The 15,972-nt window shown below is 66.3% G+C and carries 15 protein-coding genes; 2 read left to right on the top strand and 13 right to left on the bottom strand.

All coding sequences use genetic code 11. From position 1 onward, the window contains the following. From DIE16_RS16685 to DIE16_RS16715, 6 genes are all read right to left on the bottom strand, one after another. On the bottom strand, positions 1 to 173 hold a 173-nt coding region (locus DIE16_RS16685), incomplete at its 3' end, for an ATP-binding cassette domain-containing protein (protein ID WP_124892821.1). After that, positions 170 to 847 (bottom strand): glutamate/aspartate ABC transporter permease GltK, encoded by a 678-nt coding sequence (gene gltK, locus DIE16_RS16690; RefSeq protein ID WP_014898078.1) that lies wholly within the window; start codon positions 845 to 847, stop codon positions 170 to 172. The genes DIE16_RS16685 and gltK, both read right to left, overlap by 4 nt. After that, positions 847 to 1,587 (bottom strand): amino acid ABC transporter permease, encoded by a 741-nt coding sequence (locus DIE16_RS16695; protein WP_044848294.1) that lies wholly within the window; start codon positions 1,585 to 1,587, stop codon positions 847 to 849. Before DIE16_RS16695 ends, gltK begins: the two co-directional genes overlap by 1 nt. Before the next feature lie 84 nt (positions 1,588 to 1,671). Further along, complete coding sequence (locus tag DIE16_RS16700) at positions 1,672 to 2,565, bottom strand: glutamate/aspartate ABC transporter substrate-binding protein (protein ID WP_185500314.1); 894 nt, start codon at positions 2,563 to 2,565, stop codon at positions 1,672 to 1,674. A 252-nt stretch (positions 2,566 to 2,817) separates the two neighbouring features. Then, the gene (locus tag DIE16_RS16705) at positions 2,818 to 4,104 is read right to left on the bottom strand and encodes a Glu/Leu/Phe/Val dehydrogenase (protein ID WP_044848295.1); all 1,287 of its coding nucleotides are present in this window, start codon (positions 4,102 to 4,104) and stop codon (positions 2,818 to 2,820) included. Positions 4,105 to 4,380: 276 nt separating this feature from the next. Beyond that, positions 4,381 to 5,334, bottom strand: coding sequence for a LysR substrate-binding domain-containing protein (locus DIE16_RS16715; protein WP_044848296.1), 954 nt, complete (start codon positions 5,332 to 5,334; stop codon positions 4,381 to 4,383). A 263-nt stretch (positions 5,335 to 5,597) separates the two neighbouring features. On the opposite strand from DIE16_RS16715, the gene purB reads away from it, so the two are divergent. After that, entirely contained in the window at positions 5,598 to 6,986 is a 1,389-nt protein-coding gene (gene purB, locus DIE16_RS16720; RefSeq protein ID WP_044844148.1) for an adenylosuccinate lyase, read from the top strand. Positions 6,987 to 7,132: 146 nt separating this feature from the next. Here purB and DIE16_RS16725 read toward each other — a convergent pair whose 3' ends face one another. From DIE16_RS16725 to edd, 4 genes are all read right to left on the bottom strand, one after another. Continuing rightward, positions 7,133 to 7,630, bottom strand: a complete 498-nt coding sequence (locus DIE16_RS16725; RefSeq protein WP_044844149.1) for a gluconokinase — start codon at positions 7,628 to 7,630, stop codon at positions 7,133 to 7,135. Between the two features lie 13 nt (positions 7,631 to 7,643). Further along, entirely contained in the window at positions 7,644 to 9,005 is a 1,362-nt protein-coding gene (locus DIE16_RS16730; RefSeq protein ID WP_044844150.1) for a GntP family permease, read from the bottom strand. A gap of 219 nt (positions 9,006 to 9,224) precedes the next feature. Beyond that, positions 9,225 to 9,851: a bifunctional 4-hydroxy-2-oxoglutarate aldolase/2-dehydro-3-deoxy-phosphogluconate aldolase gene (gene eda / locus DIE16_RS16740; RefSeq protein WP_044844151.1), complete on the bottom strand. Its 627-nt coding sequence runs from the start codon at positions 9,849 to 9,851 to the stop codon at positions 9,225 to 9,227. Between the two features lie 19 nt (positions 9,852 to 9,870). Beyond that, on the bottom strand, positions 9,871 to 11,727 hold the full coding sequence (edd, locus tag DIE16_RS16745; RefSeq protein WP_124892823.1) for a phosphogluconate dehydratase: 1,857 nt from the start codon (positions 11,725 to 11,727) through the stop codon (positions 9,871 to 9,873). 293 nt (positions 11,728 to 12,020) lie between these two features. On the opposite strand from edd, the gene DIE16_RS16750 reads away from it, so the two are divergent. Further along, positions 12,021 to 12,869 (top strand): MurR/RpiR family transcriptional regulator, encoded by an 849-nt coding sequence (locus tag DIE16_RS16750; protein ID WP_044844153.1) that lies wholly within the window; start codon positions 12,021 to 12,023, stop codon positions 12,867 to 12,869. Between the two features lie 151 nt (positions 12,870 to 13,020). Here DIE16_RS16750 and DIE16_RS16755 read toward each other — a convergent pair whose 3' ends face one another. The 3 genes from DIE16_RS16755 to holA form a co-directional block, all read right to left on the bottom strand. Continuing rightward, on the bottom strand, positions 13,021 to 13,443 hold the full coding sequence (locus DIE16_RS16755; protein WP_124892825.1) for a CopD family protein: 423 nt from the start codon (positions 13,441 to 13,443) through the stop codon (positions 13,021 to 13,023). Positions 13,444 to 13,460: 17 nt separating this feature from the next. Further along, positions 13,461 to 14,732, bottom strand: coding sequence for a glutamate-5-semialdehyde dehydrogenase (locus DIE16_RS16760; RefSeq protein ID WP_044844155.1), 1,272 nt, complete (start codon positions 14,730 to 14,732; stop codon positions 13,461 to 13,463). A gap of 138 nt (positions 14,733 to 14,870) precedes the next feature. Beyond that, on the bottom strand, positions 14,871 to 15,965 hold the full coding sequence (gene holA, locus DIE16_RS16765) for a DNA polymerase III subunit delta (RefSeq protein ID WP_124892827.1): 1,095 nt from the start codon (positions 15,963 to 15,965) through the stop codon (positions 14,871 to 14,873). Between the last annotated feature and the right edge of the window lie 7 nt (positions 15,966 to 15,972).

A 15,972-nucleotide genomic window follows, 5' to 3' on the forward strand; every position in this document is an offset into this window, starting at 1 on the left:
ATCTCGCCCTGCTGGAACGGCTCGAGGCCGTTCACGGTCTTGATCAGCGTCGACTTGCCCGAGCCGGACGGGCCGCACACGACCACCACCTCGCCTTTCTTGACCTCGGTCGTGCAATCGGTGAGGACCTGAAACTGGCCGTACCACTTGGAAACGTTCTTGATGGAAATCATCTTGTGACCTTTTTCTGGAGACCTTTGACGAGGGCAGACGCCACCGAGCAAATCACGAAATAGCATGCACCCGCGAACAGGACCATCTCGACGGTCGTGCCGTCGCGATCGCCGACGTTGGCGGCCGTGCGGAAGAAGTCCGCGAGACTGATCACGTACACGAGCGACGTATCCTGGAACAGGACGATTGCCTGCGTCAGCAGCAGCGGCACCATCGCGCGGAACGCCTGCGGCAGGATCACGAGGCGCATCGCCTGCGCGTAGTTCATGCCGAGCGCGAACGCGGCGTTGACCTGCCCGCGCGGCACCGCCTGGATGCCGGCGCGGATGATCTCGGAATAATACGCGGCTTCGAACAGCGAGAACGCGACCATCGCCGACGCGAGGCGAATGTCGATCGTCGGCGACAGCCCGAGCACGCCCTGCAGCACCTGCGGCACGATCAGGAAGAACCACAGCAGCACCATCACGAGCGGGATCGAGCGGAACACCGTCACGTACGCCTTCGCGAACCACGCGAGCGGCTTCACGCCCGACAGCCGCAGCAGCGCGAGCAACGTGCCCCAGACGATGCCGACGACGATCGCGATCAGCGTGATCTTGAACGTGACGATCGCCCCCGTCCACAGCGTCGGTATCGCGCCGGGAATACTACTCCAGTCGAACTGATGCATCACTTGCCTCCGATGTAGCCGGGCAGCCGCGTGCGGCCTTCGATCCAGCGCATGAACGCCATCACGACGAGGTTGATGATCACGTACGCGAGCGTGACCGCGATGAACGACTCGTAGGTCTGCGCGGTGTAGTCGACGAGCTGGCGCGCCTGCGCGGACAGGTCGAGCAGGCCGATCGTCGACGCGACCGCCGAGTTCTTGAAGATGTTCAGGAACTCGGACGTGAGCGGCGGCACGATGATCCGGTACGCAACCGGCAGCAGCACGTAGCGGTACGTCTGCCATTGCGTGAAGCCCATCGCGAGGCCGGCCGCGCGCTGGCCCTTCGGCAGCGCGTTGATCCCCGAGCGCACCTGTTCGCACACGCGCGCGCCCGTAAACAGGCCGAGACAGATGATCGACGAGGTGAAGAACTGCGTGGTCGGCGGCAACTGCTTGATCCAGGTGCCGATCGACGCGGGCAGCAGCTCGGGCACGACGAGGTACCAGATGAAGAACTGCACGATCAGCGGAATGTTCCGGAAGATCGACACGTACACGGTGCCGATCGCGGACAGCCATTTGTTCGGCACCGTGCGCAGCACGCCGAACAGCGAGCCGACGATCAGCGCGATGACCCAGGCGACGAGCGACACCTCGATCGTCACCCAGAAGCCGGACATCAGCCATCCGAAATAAGTCGTCGGCTCGCCGGTCGAGACGGGGCTCAGGAAGACGCCCCAGTTCCAGTGGTAAGACATGGGCAAGACTCCAGCAAAAAGAAACGGAAGAAGCGTGGCCTCTTCCGTTTCAGTAGCGTCATTTCTGCGTCAACGGCCGCGTGGTCAGTCGAGCGCCTTGTCGTTCGGGTTCGCGTACAGCTTCTTCATCGAATCGGACAGCGGGAAGTTCAGGTTCAGCCCCTTCGGCGGGATCGGGTTCTCGAACCACTTCGCGTAGATCTTCGCGGCTTCGCCCGACTTCTCGACTTGCGAGATCGCGTCGTCGACGACCTTCTTGAAGTCCGCATCGCCCTTGCGCATCATGCAGCCGTACGCCTCTTCCGACTGCGGCGTGCCGACGATCACCCATTCGCCCGGCTGCTTCGCCTTCGCGCGCTCGCCCGCGAGCAGCGCGTCGTCCATCATGAACGCGACCGCGCGGCCCGACTCGAGCGTGTTGAACGAGTCGCCGTGGTCCTTCGCGCTGATGATGTTCATGCCCAGCTGCTTGTCGTTGTTCATCTTGCGCAGCAGGCGCTCGGACGTCGTGCCGGCAGTGGTCACGACCGTCTTGCCCTTCAGGTCGGCGAAGTCCTTCACGCCCGAATCCTTCTTCGTCATCAGGCGCGTGCCGATCACGAAGATCGTGTCGGAGAATGCGGCCTGCTGCTGACGCTCCAGGTTGTTGGTCGTCGAGCCGCACTCGATGTCGACCGTGCCGTTCTGCACGAGCGGGATGCGGTTCTGCGACGTGACCGGGATGTTCTTGACCTGCAGGTTCGGCAGGTTCAGCTTCTTCTTCACCGCGTCCACGACCTTCAACTGGAATTCGCGCGAATAGCCGACGACCTGCTGGTTCTGGTCATAGTAGGAGAACGGAATCGACGATTCGCGGTGGCCCAGCGCGATCACGCCCGTGTCCTTGATCTTCTTCAGCGTGCCGGTCTCCTGTGCGTGCGCGCCGCTCGCGAACGCGCACAGCGCCGCGACCATCAGGACTGCCTTCTGGTATTTCATTTTGGTCATCTCCTTGGCTAAAACCCGCGCCAGTGTATCAAAGTAATATTTTTGAAAGTACTGGTTGTTAACCGCACTACGAATCGCGCTGTGCGAAGCCGTCCGCCCGGCTCCGGGCGCCCGTTTCGGCACCTGAATGCGCGCGCGGGCGATGCCGGATTCGGCATCGCCCGCGAGGGTTCATGCACGCAATCGGGTGGATTGCGTCATGCTTTGATCGTAGTCAACCGATCGGCGATCGGCAACGACCGATCAGGGGTACAGGCCGCGCATTTCGCGCGCCATCAGGATGCGCTTGCACGCGACGATGAACGCCGCCGTACGCACCGTCACCTTGTGCTCTTCCGCGACCGCCCACACGCCGGCGAACGCTTCGCGCATCACGCGCTCGAGACGGTGGTTGATCTCGTCTTCCGTCCAGAAGAAGCTCGAGAAGTCCTGCACCCACTCGAAGTACGACACGGTCACGCCGCCCGCGTTCGCGATCACGTCGGGGATCACGAGCACGCCGTTCGCGCTCAGGATGTCGTCCGCCGCCGTCGTCGTCGGGCCGTTCGCGCCTTCGACGATGATCTTCGTGCGGATCTTCGCCGCGTTCTTTTCGGTGATCTGGTTTTCCAGTGCCGCCGGGATCAGGATGTCGGTCTCGACCGTCCAGAACTCGTCGTTCGGCATCGGCTCGGCGCCTTCGAAGCCCGCGACGCCGCCCGTGCGTGCGACGTGGTCGAGCAGCTTGTTCGAATCGAGGCCGGCCGGCTGGTAGATCGTGCCCGTGTGATCCTGCACCGCGATCACCTTCGAGCCCGCTTCCTGGAACAGCTTCGCCGCGATGCCGCCGACGTTGCCGAAGCCCTGCACCGCGATGCGCGCGCCTTCGATTTCCAGGCCCTTCTTCTTCGCCGCTTCGGAGCCGACGACGAACACGCCGCGGCCCGTTGCTTCCTTGCGGCCGAGCGAACCGCCGAGCGCGATCGGCTTGCCGGTCACGACGCCGGTCGACGTCTGGCCCTGGTTCATCGAGTACGTGTCCATCATCCACGCCATCACCTGTTCGTTGGTGTTGACGTCCGGTGCCGGAATGTCGGTGTTCGGCCCGATGATGATGCCGATTTCGCTGGTGTAGCGGCGCGTCACGCGCTCGAGCTCACCACGCGACAGCTTGCGCGGGTCGACGCGGATGCCGCCCTTCGCACCGCCGTACGGCACGTTCACTGCGGCGTTCTTCACCGACATCCATGCCGACAGCGCCATCACTTCCGACAGCGTCACGTCCTGGTGGTAGCGCACGCCGCCCTTGCCCGGGCCGCGCGACACGTTGTGCTGCACGCGATAGCCTTCGAAGTGCGCGACGGTGCCGTTGTCGAGCTCGATGGGGCAGTCGACGATCAGGATGCGCTTCGGACGCTTCAGCGTCTCGAGCCAGCGCGACAGCGAGCCGAGGTACGGCGCGACGCGATCGACCTGCTGAAGGTAGTTGCCCCACGGGCCGAGATCGTCGGCGTGAAGGTAGGACGGGATGGACTGCAGTTGCGAAGACATGGACACTCCAACGTTCAACGGATTGCGCACATTGTCGAAAAACCCGTTTTTTTTATCCAATGCCGTTTGCTTATTCGATTATGCGTTTCTTGCATGATCGTGATTTTTCGCAAATCCGCGGTCGATTTGCGCAAGAACGCCCGCGATCGGCCGTGCATCGCGGGCGTGAAAAATCGTCGTGAAAGTCGCGGGACGCCCGCCGGACGGGCGTCCGACAGGCGCCGAAAGCGGCTCGTCAGTCGCTCGCGCCCGACCGGCCCGGTTAACCGCCCACGGTTAACCGGTGGTTTCGCGCAGTTCGTCGCGCACGACGTCCCACAGCGCGCGCACGAGTTTCTGGTGCGGATCGTCGCCCTGCAGCGCGAGCTTGTCGCAGTACAGGCGGATCTCCATCGTCAGCGTGAACGGATGGGTGCCGCCGCGCGCGGAACGGTCAAGCCGGATCAGGCGGCCGCTCGCCACCGCGTCCTCGACCGCGCTGTGCGGCAGGAACGCGACGCCGTGGCCCGCGAGCGCCATCGCCTTCAGCCCTTCCGCCATGTCGGTTTCGTAAACACGATCGAGGAACAGCGACGTCGGTGCATTCGCCACGATGACTTCGGTCATCCGGCCGAGATACGCGTTCGGCGTATACGACAGGTACGGCACGCGCGCCTCGGCCGTGCCCGGCAGCGTATAGCGCGGCCGGCCCGCGCGGCCCGGCGCCGAAAACGCGCTGATCGGCTCGCTGCCGAGCACCAGCATGTCGTAGCGGGCCGGGTCGAGCGCGACCGGGTGGCTCGGGTGGTGGTAGCCCATCACGAGATCGCAGCCGCCCTCGACGAGCGACAGCACGGCATCGTGCACGTTCAGCGCGCGCAGCCGCGTGTGGACCTGCCCCATCTTCGCCTCGATCCGCTGCAGCCAGCGCGGAAAATACGTGAGCGACAGCGTGTGCGGCACCGCGAACTCGATCGTCGGCACCGGCGCGCCGACGTGGCCGCGCAGCAGCGTGCGCGCCTCGTGCGCCTGCGACAGCATCGTCAGCGCCTGCTCGTAGAAGATCTGGCCGGCCTGCGTGAGCCGCGTCGGATAGACCGAACGATCGATCAGTTCGGTCGCGAGCCACGCCTCGAGCGCCTGGATACGCCGCGAGAACGCGGGCTGCGACACGTGCCGCAGTTCGGCGGAGCGGCTAAAGCTGCGCGTTTCCGCGAGCGAGACGAAGTCTTCGAGCCATTTCAGTTCCATGCAGGCGGGCGCGGCGGGCGGCGGTCGGGAAGAAGCCTGCATTCTACCGGCGGGCGGGCCGGCCCGGCGGCGTGGCGGGCGCCCCGGCGAGCCGGCGCGGGCGCCTGCCGGCAGGCCGGTCGCGCGCCGCCCGGGCGCCGGGCGCGTGCCGATCGCCCGCGGCGGCCGCGGCCGGACCGGTTCGGCCGGGATCGCCCCGCGGCGATGGTAAAATGCCGGATTCTTCCCCCCTCGCTCGACCCGGCCCCAAGGCCCGCCCGATCATGTCCGACACTCGTCCCGATACGCTTTTCGCCCTCACCGCGCTCTCGCCCATCGATGGCCGCTACGCCAGCAAGACCGAAGCGCTGCGCGACTGGCTCTCCGAAGCCGCCTTCATGCGCCACCGCGTCACCGTCGAGGTGCACTGGCTGATCGCGCTGTCGCGCGCCGGCTTCGCGGAAGTCCCGCGCTTCTCCGACGCGTCCGAACAATTCCTGCTGCAGCTCGCGGAGCGCTTCACCGCGCACGACGCCGCGCGCATCAAGGAAATCGAGCGCGTGACGAACCACGACGTGAAGGCCGTCGAATACTGGCTGAAGGAATCGGTCAAGGGCCAGGCCGAACTCGAGAAGGCCAGCGAATTCATCCACTTCGCGTGCACGTCCGAAGACATCAACAACACGTCGCACGGGATGATGCTCGCCGGTGCGCGCGAGCACGTGATCGTGCCGGCGCTGCGCACGGTCCACCAGCGCCTCGTCGCGCTGTCGCACGCGCTCGCCGAGCAGCCGATGCTGTCGCGTACGCACGGGCAGCCGGCCAGCCCGACGACGCTCGGCAAGGAGCTCGCGAACGTCGCCGCGCGCCTCGCACGCGCGATCACGCGCATCGAGAAGGTCGAGATCCTCGGCAAGATGAACGGCGCGGTCGGCAACTTCAACGCGCACCTGTCCGCGTATCCGGAATTCGACTGGGAAGCGTTCTCGCGCGACGTGATCGAGAACCGCCTGAAGCTCACGTTCAACCCGTACACGATCCAGATCGAACCGCACGACTACATGGCCGAGCTGTTCGACGCGGTTGCGCGCGCGAACACGATCCTGCTCGACCTCGATCGCGACGTGTGGGGCTACATCTCGGTCGGCTACTTCAAGCAGAAGACGAAGGCCGGCGAAATCGGCTCGTCGACGATGCCGCACAAGGTCAACCCGATCGACTTCGAGAACTCGGAAGGCAACCTCGGCCTCGCGAACGCGACGCTGCGCCACCTCGCCGACAAGCTGCCGGTGTCGCGCTGGCAGCGTGACCTGACCGACTCGACGGTGCTGCGCAACATGGGCGTCGCGCTCGGCTATTCGCTGCTCGCGTACGACTCGCTGATCCGCGGCCTCGACAAGCTCGAAGTCAACCCGCAGCGCCTGAACGAAGATCTCGACAACTGCTGGGAAGTGCTCGCGGAGCCGGTGCAGACGGTGATGCGCCGCTACGGCATCGAGAACCCGTACGAACAGCTGAAGGAACTGACGCGCGGCAAGGGCATCACGCGCGAAGCGCTGCAGGAATTCGTCGCCACGCTCGCGATCCCGCAGGATGCGAAGGACCGCCTGCTCGCGATGACGCCGGCGTCGTACATCGGCAAGGCCGTCGAACTCGCGAAGCGGATCGCGTAAGCGCCGCCGTCGCCGGACGGAAAAAAGCCCGATGCGAAATTGCTCGCATCGGGCTTTTTCTTTGGCGGCTCGCGCGCGCTCGACGAAAAAAGGCGCCCCGAGGGGCGCCTGTCTCACTGCGGCATCACGATTGCCGCGAATCGCGCTCAGTGCGCGTGGCCGATCTTCGCCATCACCTGATCGACGATCTGTTCGGGCGTCAGCTCGATGCTGACCTCGATCGCCTCGTCCGGGCCCGGCTCCTCGAGTGTGTCGAGCTGGCTCTTCAGCAGCGACGGATCGAAGAAATGGCCGGTGCGGCTTTTCAGGCGCTCGTGCAACACCTCGAACGAGCCCTTCAGATACACGAACCGCACGTCGGTGTCGGTGCCGCGCAGCACGTCGCGGTACGACCGCTTCAGCGAAGAGCACGTGAACACGGCCGTCTCGCCGGCACGCTGCTTTTCCTCGATGGCCGCGCGGATCGTGCGCAGCCACGGCCAGCGGTCGTCGTCGGTCAGCGGAATGCCGTTGTGCATCTTTTCCTTGTTCGCCGCGCTGTGAAACGCGTCGCCGTCGGTATAGCTGCACGACAGGCGTTCTGCCAGCATTTCGCCGATTCGCGATTTGCCCGCGCCCGACACGCCCATTGCGATCAGAATCATTGACTACCCCTTGTTACAAAACCACGCTCAGCAGCAGCGTAAAGCTCAGACCGAGCACCGAGATGATGGTTTCAAGCAGCGACCAGGTCTTGAACGTCTGACCAACTGTCATCCCGAAGTATTCCTTGATCAGCCAGAAGCCGCCGTCGTTCACGTGCGAGAAGATCAGCGAGCCCGAGCCCGTCGCGAGCACCAGCAGCTCCGGACGAACCGCCGCGCCCGACGCCGCCGCGATCGGCGCGACGATGCCGCAGGCCGTCGTCATCGCGACCGTCGCCGAACCCGTCGCGAGACGCATCAGCGCCGCGACGAACCAGCCGAGCAGCAGCGGCGACAGGTGCGCGTGCTTCGCGGTCTCGACGATCTGCTGCGAGATCCCGCTGTCGCGCAGGACGCCGCCGAAGCCGCCGCCCGCACCGACGATCAGCGTGATGCCGGCGATCGGCGCCAGGCACTCGCCGCAGAACTTCTGGATCTGGTCGCGGTTGAAACCCTGCAGCTTGCCGAACGTGAAGAAGCTCACCAGCACGGCGATCAGCAGCGCGACGTCGGAGTTGCCGGCAAAGCGCAGCAGGCTGTTCGGCAGCGACTTCGGCGTGAAGATCAGGTCGGCCCAGCTGCCGACCAGCATCAGGATCACCGGCAGCAGGATCGTGAACAGCGTGATGCCGAAGCTCGGCAGTTCGCGCTGCTTGCCTTCCGTGTGCGATTCGACGAACTGCGCGGCGAGCGGATTGTTCTCCGGCAGCTTGACGAACTTCGAGATCATCAGCGCGAACAGCGGGCCCGCGACGATCGCGGTCGGCACGCCGACGATCAGGCCGAACGCGATCGTCTTGCCGATGTCGGCACCGTATTGCTGGACGGCCAGCAGCGCGGCCGGGTGCGGCGGAATCAGCCCGTGCACGACGGACAGGCCCGCGACCATCGGCAGGCCGACGACGAGCAGCGACTTGCCGGTGCGCTTCGCGACGTTGAACGCGATCGGGATCAGCAGCACGAAGCCGACTTCGAAGAACACCGGCAGGCCGACGATGATCGCGACGAACATCATCGCCCAATGGATGTTCTTCTCGCCGAACCAGTCGATCAGCGTGGTCGCGATCCGCTCCGCGCCGCCCGATTCGGCCATCATCTTGCCGAGCATCGTGCCGAGGCCGACGACCACCGCGATGTGGCCGAGCGTGTTGCCGTTGCCGGTCTCGAACGACTTGACGATCTTGTCCATCGGCATCCCGACCACGAGGCCGAGGCCGAGCGACACGATGATGAGCACCAGGAACGGATAGATCTTGAACCGCGCGATCATCACGATCAGCGCGACGATCGCGATCACGGTATAAATGAGCAGCATGCTGCCTTGGACAGCCCCCATGTGGCACTCCTCCTAGGATTGTTCGAACCGGGCGAGTTGTTGCGAGTATGCTCGGCTATGCAGGTCTCCGAAACACGGGGGTTCCCACCCCGCGAGGACGCTGAATTTTACTTATCTTTACGGTCCGCGGATAGAACCGGTTCCATCAGCAAAAACCCTCGGTAAAACAAGCACTAAGCGCTCGCTTACCGAGGGTCAAACGTTCGTTTCGTACAAGTCTTAACGGGGCAGCTGGCTCGCGGCTTGCGCGAGGCGCGTGACTTCGGCCCAGTCCTGCGCGGCGAGCGCGGCCTTCGGCGTGAGCCACGAACCGCCGACGCATACGACGTTCGGCAGCTTCAGGAAATTCGGCGCGGTGTCGACCGTGATGCCGCCCGTCGGGCAGAACTTCAGCGCCGGGAACGGACCGTGGAACGCCTGCAGCATCGGCACGCCGCCGGCTTGCTGCGCGGGGAAGAACTTGACGATCTCGTAGCCGAACTCGAGCGCCTGGATGATGTCGCTCGGCGTCATCACGCCCGGCAGCAGCGGCAGGCCGGCGTCGAGGGACGCGAGGTGCAGGTCCTTCGTCAGGCCCGGCGACACGCCGAACTTCGCGCCCGCGCGCTTCGCCTGCTCGCAGTGCTCGGGCTTCGTGATCGTGCCGACGCCGACGACGATGTCGTCCGCGAGCTGGCTCGCGCGCTGGATCGCCTCCAGGCCGGCCGGCGTGCGCAGCGTGATCTCGAGCACCTTGACGCCGCCCGCGTGCAACGCGCGCGACACGTGTTCGCCCTGCTCGACCGAGTCGAATGCGAGCACCGGAATCACCGGGCCCAGCTTCACGATTTCAGCAATCGTCTTCATCTGGAACACTCCTTGAAATTCATGCAGCGACGCTGACGGCCGTTTCGCCGACCAGCGTCCCGAAAACCGATGCGCCCTGCTCGGCCGGCGCGGCCGCCGCGCGGAACACGCCGAACAGTTCGCGCCCGAAACCCGTTTCGTTGTCGGTTTGGTGCAGCGGCTGCGCGACCGGGCGCGCCTGCCACTCGGCGTCGTCGACCTCGATGTCGAGGATGCCGGCTTCCGCGTCGATCACGAGCGTGTCGCCCGTCTTCACCTTGCCGAGCGGGCCGGCCAGCAGCGCTTCCGGCGACACGTGGATCACGGCCGGCACCTTGCCCGACGCGCCCGACATGCGGCCGTCGGTGACGAGCGCGACATGGAAGCCCTGATCCTGCAGCACGCCGAGCAGCGGCGTCAAACGATGCAGCTCGGGCATCCCGTTCGCGCGCGCGCCCTGGAAGCGCACGACCGCGACGAAATCGCGCTTCAGCTCGCCGCGATCGAAGGCCTCCTGCACGGCTTCCTGCGAATCGAACACGATCGCGGGCGCCGTCACCTTGCGGTGCTCGGGCGCGACCGCCGAGATCTTGATCACGCCGCGGCCGAGCCGGCCCTGCATCAGGCGCAGGCCGCCGTCCGGCTGGAACGGGTCGCGAATGCCGCGCAGCACCTTCGTGTCGTGGCTCTCGGCTGTGCCGTCGACCCACGTCAGCTTGCCGTCGATCAGCTTCGGCTCCTTCGTGTAGTGCGACAGGCCCTTGCCCGCCACGGTCGTCACGTCTTCGTGCAGCAGCCCGCCCTCGAGCAGGTTGCGCACCAGGAACGCGACGCCGCCCGCCGCGTGGAAGTGGTTCACGTCGGCCTTGCCGTTCGGGTAGATCTTCGCGAGCAGCGGCACGACCGCCGACAGCTCGTCGAAATCGTTCCAGTCGATCAGGATGCCGGCCGCGCGCGCGATCGCGACGAGGTGCAGCGTGTGGTTGGTCGAGCCGCCCGTCGCGAGCAACGCGACGATCCCGTTGACGATCGCCTTCTCGTCGATCACGTGGCCGATCGGCGTGTAGTGGCCGCGCTCGACCGTCAGGTCGAGCACGCGGCGCGCGGCTTCGGCGGTCAGCGCGTCGCGCAGCGGCGTGTGCGGATGGACGAACGCCGAACCCGGCAGGTGCAGGCCCATCAGCTCCATCAGCATCTGGTTGCTGTTCGCGGTGCCGTAGAACGTGCAGGTGCCGTGGCCGTGATATGCCGCCGATTCCGCTTCGAGCAGCGCGTCGCGGCCGACCTGGCCGGTCGCGAACTGCTGGCGGATCTTCGCCTTGTCGTCGTTCGACAGGCCGCTCGTCATCGGGCCGGCCGGCACGAAGATGGTCGGCAGATGGCCGAACTGCAGCGCGCCGATCAGGAGGCCCGGCACGATCTTGTCGCAGATGCCGAGGCAGAGCGCCGCGTCGAACATGTTGTGGGTGAGCGCGATCGCGGTGCCCATCGCGATCGCCTCGCGCGAGAACAGCGACAGCTCCATGCCCGGGTTGCCCTGCGTGACGCCGTCGCACATCGCCGGCACGCCGCCCGCGAACTGCGCGACGCCGCCGTTCTCGCGCGCGGCGGCCTTGATGATGTCGGGGAAATCCTTGTACGGCGCGTGCGCGGACAGCATCTCGTTGTACGAGGACACGATGCCGATGTTCGGCTCGCGGATCGCCTTGATCTGGAACTTGTCGCTGCCTTCGAGACCCGCGAAGCCGTGCGCGAGGTTCGCGCACGACAGCGCGCCGCGCGCCGGGAACTTGCCTTGCGCGCCGTCGATGCGCTGCAGATAGGCGGAACGGGTCGATTGGCTGCGGGCGATCACGCGATCGGTGACTTTCGCCAGGGTGGGGTGCAGCGACGTCATGCTGGGCGCTCCTGTATGCCGGACGGACACCGGCGGTTGGAATCGTGGGGACGGTCGAGTGCATCGAACGAACGAAGTCAGTCTAGTAGAAAAACTACAAGCGCGCAATGCGGATCAGCATACGCGCAACTCATACCGCCGCCACCAGCAAGGCTTTCCTAGTGAAAACCCTAACCAACGGCATCGTCCACTGCAGAAATTGCCGACGATAGAGCTAGCATTTTCATGTAGATTTTCTACAATTCGATTGCGATACACTCGCTCATCCGAACCCGATTTCCATCCGCCGTCCCATGCTGCCTCGCATTGAAGCGATCCGCGCCGACCTGCGCCCGTCCGAGCGCAAGCTCGCCGACTACATCCTCGCCGCGCCGCGCGAGGTGCTCGACCTCGCGATGACCGAGCTGTCGACCCGCGCGGGCGTCAGCCAGCCGACCATCGCGCGCTTCTGCCAGGCGCTCGGCTGCAGCGGCTTTCGCGAATTCAAGATCCGGCTCGCGCAGAGCGTCGCGCCGGGCGTGTCGTCCGTGTATCGCGACGTCGAGCCCGACGAGCCCGCGCCCGGCATCATCGGCAAGGTGTTCGACCGCACGATCGGCGCGCTGATCGAGGTGCGCAACAGCCTGTCGGCCGGCAGCGTCGCCGACGCGATCGCGCTGCTGTCGAACGCGTCGCGCATCGAGTTCTACGGCGCCGGCGGCTCCGGCATCGCCGCGCAGGACATCCAGCACAAGTTCTTCCGGCTCGGCGTGCCGAGCGTCGCGTATTCGGACCCGCACACTTTCTCGATGTCGTCGGCGCTGCTCGGGCCGCACGACGTCGTCGTCGCGATCTCGAACACCGGTCGCACGCGCGACATCGTCGAGGCCGCGCGCTCCGCGCTGGCGTGCGGCGCGAAGGTCGTCGCGATCACGCAGAGCCATTCGCCGCTCGCGAAGCTCGCGACGGTGAGCCTCGCGTCGAACGTCGCGGAGGAAACCGACGTGTTCTCGCCGATGACGTCGCGCATGTCCCATCTCGCGATCGGGGATATCCTCGCTGTCGGCGTCGCGCTGTCGCGCGGGCCCGCATTGATGGAGCGCGTCGGCCGCGCGAAGGAAGCGATCACGCGCCGCCGGATCGACGACGGCACGAAGGATTGACCCACGCACGGCGCCCCGCCGGCGCATGAGCGATGCAGAACCGACGCACGGTCCGGCGCATCAGCCGCTACCCGGCACGCACGTAAACGAAGAACGGCGCCCCGCGGGGCGCCGTTGCGCTTGGGTCGGTGCGGCCAACCGGCCGCTCAGCTCAAAACGGCTTGATCACGACCAGCGCGACCGCCACGAGCATGCCGAGCACCGGCAGTTCGTTGAACACGCGATACCACTTGTCGGTGCGACGGTTCTCGCCGCGCTCGAACACCTTCAGCAGATGCCCGCAATACGCGTGGTAGATGACGAGCAGCAGCACCACCGTCACCTTCGCATGGATCCAGCCCTGCCCCTGGCCGATGCCGATCACGAGCCACAGCCACAGCCCGCATGCGAGCGCCGGCACGGCGATCATCGTCATGAAGCGGAACAGCTTGCGCGCCATCAGCAGCAGGCGCCGCACCGCGGCTGGATCGGTCTCCATGGCCAGGTTCACGTAGATGCGCGGCAGGTAGAACAGTCCCGCGAACCACGCGGCGATCAGAACGACATGGAACGTCTTGACCCAGAGCATTGCCATCGGTTGTGCGCCTCGCTTTACTGGCGGCCTTCGCCGTGCCCGAGCACGACGTACTTCAGCGACGTGAGCCCTTCCAGGCCGACGGGGCCGCGTGCGTGCAGCTTGTCGTTCGAGATGCCGATTTCCGCGCCGAGGCCGAATTCGAAGCCGTCCGCGAAGCGCGTCGACGCATTGACCATCACGCTCGCCGAATCGACTTCGCGCAGGAAGCGCATTGCGCGGTCGTGATCCTCGGTGACGATCGCATCGGTGTGGTGCGAGCCGTAATGGTTGATGTGCTCGATCGCGGCGTCGAGGCCGTCGACGACCTTGATCGCCAGCACCGGCGCGAGATATTCGGTGTGCCAGTCTTCGTCGGTCGCGTCGACGAGCGGACCGACGCCCGCCTCGGCGAGCACCGCGCGCGCGGCCGCATCGACGCGCAGCTCGACCTGCTTGTCGCGATACAGCTTGCCGAGCGGCGGCAGCAGCGCGGCTGCGATGCCGCCCGACACGAGCAGCGTTTCCATCGTGTTGCAGGTGCCGTAGCGGTGCGTCTTCGCGTTGTCGCACACCGTCAGTGCCTTGGCGAGATCCGCGCGATCGTCGACGTACACGTGGCAGATGCCGTCGAGGTGCTTGATCATCGGGACGCGCGCCTCGTTGATCAGCCGCTCGATCAGGCTCTTGCCGCCGCGCGGCACGATCACGTCGACGTATTCGGTCATCGTGATCAGCTTGCCGACCGCCGCGCGATCGGCGGTCGCGACGACCTGCACCGCGTCCTGCGGCAGGCCGGCCGCCTCGAGCCCTTCGCCGATCAGTTTCGCGAGCGCCGCGTTCGATTCGAGCGCCTCGGAGCCGCCGCGCAGGATCGTCGCGTTGCCCGACTTCAGGCACAGCGCGGCCGCGTCGATCGTCACGTTCGGACGCGACTCGTAGATGATGCCGATCACGCCGAGCGGCACGCGCATCTGGCCGACCTGGATTCCGCTCGGGCGATACTTGAGATTGCCGATCTCGCCGATCGGATCGGCCAGCGACGCGACCTGGCGCAGGCCCTCGACCATCGTGTTCAGCGCCTTGTCCGACAGCGTCAGGCGGTCGATGAACGCCGCATCGAGCCCCTTTTCGCGGGCACGGGCGACGTCGCGCGCATTCGCGTCCTTCAGCGCCTGCGCGTCGCGCTCGATCGCGCGGGCCACGGCGTCGAGCGCCGCGTTCTTCGCCGCCGTGCTGGCGCGCGCCATCGCGCGGGAAGCGTGCCGGGCACGGCGGCCCAGGTCCGTCATGTACTGGTCGATATCCATCGTGTGACTCGAGAAGCGAGCCGCTTGGCGCGGCATGAATTCGTGGAGAAGCGTGAGGCGCGGCGGCAGGAAGACCGCGCCGGCTATCGAAATATTGTAAGCGGGTTGCGATGCGTGCGCTGAAGGCCCGGACGGGGCTTAACGCCGCACACGACCCGCGGTCGGCGGTCGTTCGCCGCGCGCGCCCGCCACCGTCATCGCGAGCTGGAACAGGCCGTCCCACGGATCGGGCGGCGGCTCGTCCTGCGTGCGGCGGCCCGGCGTGACGGCCGACAGCCCCTTCACCTGCCGGTCGAGCTTCGCGGCGAACGCGAGCGCCTTCTCGAGCACGCCTTCCGACACGCGGTTCAACGCGGGGCCGATCAGCCGCTCGCGCGGCCCCCACACGCGGTTCTCGCGCAGCAGCGTGGCCAGCGGCTTGCCGGCCGTCGTGCCGCGCTTGATCCGCAGCAGCGTGCGCAGTTCCTCGACGACGGCCCACATCACGAGCACGATCGCCTCGCCCTCGCCCTTCAGCCCGTCGATCATCCGCGCGAGCCGCGCGGCGTCGCCCGCGAGCATCGCCTCGTTCAGCTTGAACACGTCGTAGCGCGCGACGTTCAACACCGCGTCGTGCACCTGCTCGAACGTCAGCACGCCCTGCGGATAGAGCAGCCCGAGCTTCTGGATTTCCTGGTGCGCGGCGAGCAGGTTGCCCTCGACGCGCTCCGCGATGAACTGCAGCGCGCGCCGGCCGTCGTCGCCGGGCGCGACGCGCTGGCCCTGCATCGACAGACGCTGGCCGATCCAGTTCGGCAGCTGCGCGCGGTCGACCGGATCGATCTTCAGCGCCACGCCGCCGTTCTGCAGCGCGGTAAACCACGCGGATTTCTGCGTGGCCGCGTCGAGGCGCGGCAACGTGACGAGCATCAGCGCATCGGGGTTCGGTGCGGCCGCGAGCGTCTTCAGCGCGTCGGCGCCTTCCTTGCCGGGCTTGCCCGACGGAATGCGCAGCTCGATCAGCTGACGCTCGCCGAACAGCGACATCGCCTGGGTCGTGCCGAGCAGCACGCTCCAGTCGAAACCGCGCTCGACCGTGTGCACCGAACGCTCGGTGAAGCCGGCCGCGCGCGCGGCCGCACGAATGCGGTCGCACGCTTCCTGCGCGAGCAGCGGCTCGTCGCCGTAGACGGTGTAGAGCCCGGCCATCCCCTTCGCGAGGTGCGGCTCCAGCGCATCAAGTCGCAATTGCATCGATACG

Origin of the sequence: Burkholderia sp. Bp9090 (assembly GCF_003857985.1) — a bacterium.
In the GTDB taxonomy this organism is placed as follows: Bacteria; Pseudomonadota; Gammaproteobacteria; order Burkholderiales; family Burkholderiaceae; genus Burkholderia.

Excerpts from the sequence above, each read along its gene's own strand:
- DIE16_RS16750 (WP_044844153.1), top strand. The coding sequence starts at position 12,021 with ATGCTGCCTCGCATTGAAGCGATCCGCGCCGACCTGCGCCCGTCCGAG.
- DIE16_RS16755 (WP_124892825.1), bottom strand. The coding sequence starts at position 13,443 with ATGGCAATGCTCTGGGTCAAGACGTTCCATGTCGTTCTGATCGCCGCG.
- DIE16_RS16700 (WP_185500314.1), bottom strand. The coding sequence starts at position 2,565 with ATGAAATACCAGAAGGCAGTCCTGATGGTCGCGGCGCTGTGCGCGTTC.
- DIE16_RS16705 (WP_044848295.1), bottom strand. The coding sequence starts at position 4,104 with ATGTCTTCGCAACTGCAGTCCATCCCGTCCTACCTTCACGCCGACGAT.
- DIE16_RS16695 (WP_044848294.1), bottom strand. The coding sequence starts at position 1,587 with ATGTCTTACCACTGGAACTGGGGCGTCTTCCTGAGCCCCGTCTCGACC.
- DIE16_RS16715 (WP_044848296.1), bottom strand. The coding sequence starts at position 5,334 with ATGGAACTGAAATGGCTCGAAGACTTCGTCTCGCTCGCGGAAACGCGC.
- gltK (WP_014898078.1), bottom strand. The coding sequence starts at position 847 with ATGCATCAGTTCGACTGGAGTAGTATTCCCGGCGCGATACCGACGCTG.
- edd (WP_124892823.1), bottom strand. The coding sequence starts at position 11,727 with ATGACGTCGCTGCACCCCACCCTGGCGAAAGTCACCGATCGCGTGATC.
- eda (WP_044844151.1), bottom strand. The coding sequence starts at position 9,851 with ATGAAGACGATTGCTGAAATCGTGAAGCTGGGCCCGGTGATTCCGGTG.
- DIE16_RS16760 (WP_044844155.1), bottom strand. The coding sequence starts at position 14,732 with ATGGATATCGACCAGTACATGACGGACCTGGGCCGCCGTGCCCGGCAC.
- DIE16_RS16725 (WP_044844149.1), bottom strand. The coding sequence starts at position 7,630 with ATGATTCTGATCGCAATGGGCGTGTCGGGCGCGGGCAAATCGCGAATC.
- DIE16_RS16730 (WP_044844150.1), bottom strand. The coding sequence starts at position 9,005 with ATGGGGGCTGTCCAAGGCAGCATGCTGCTCATTTATACCGTGATCGCG.
- holA (WP_124892827.1), bottom strand. The coding sequence starts at position 15,965 with ATGCAATTGCGACTTGATGCGCTGGAGCCGCACCTCGCGAAGGGGATG.
- purB (WP_044844148.1), top strand. The coding sequence starts at position 5,598 with ATGTCCGACACTCGTCCCGATACGCTTTTCGCCCTCACCGCGCTCTCG.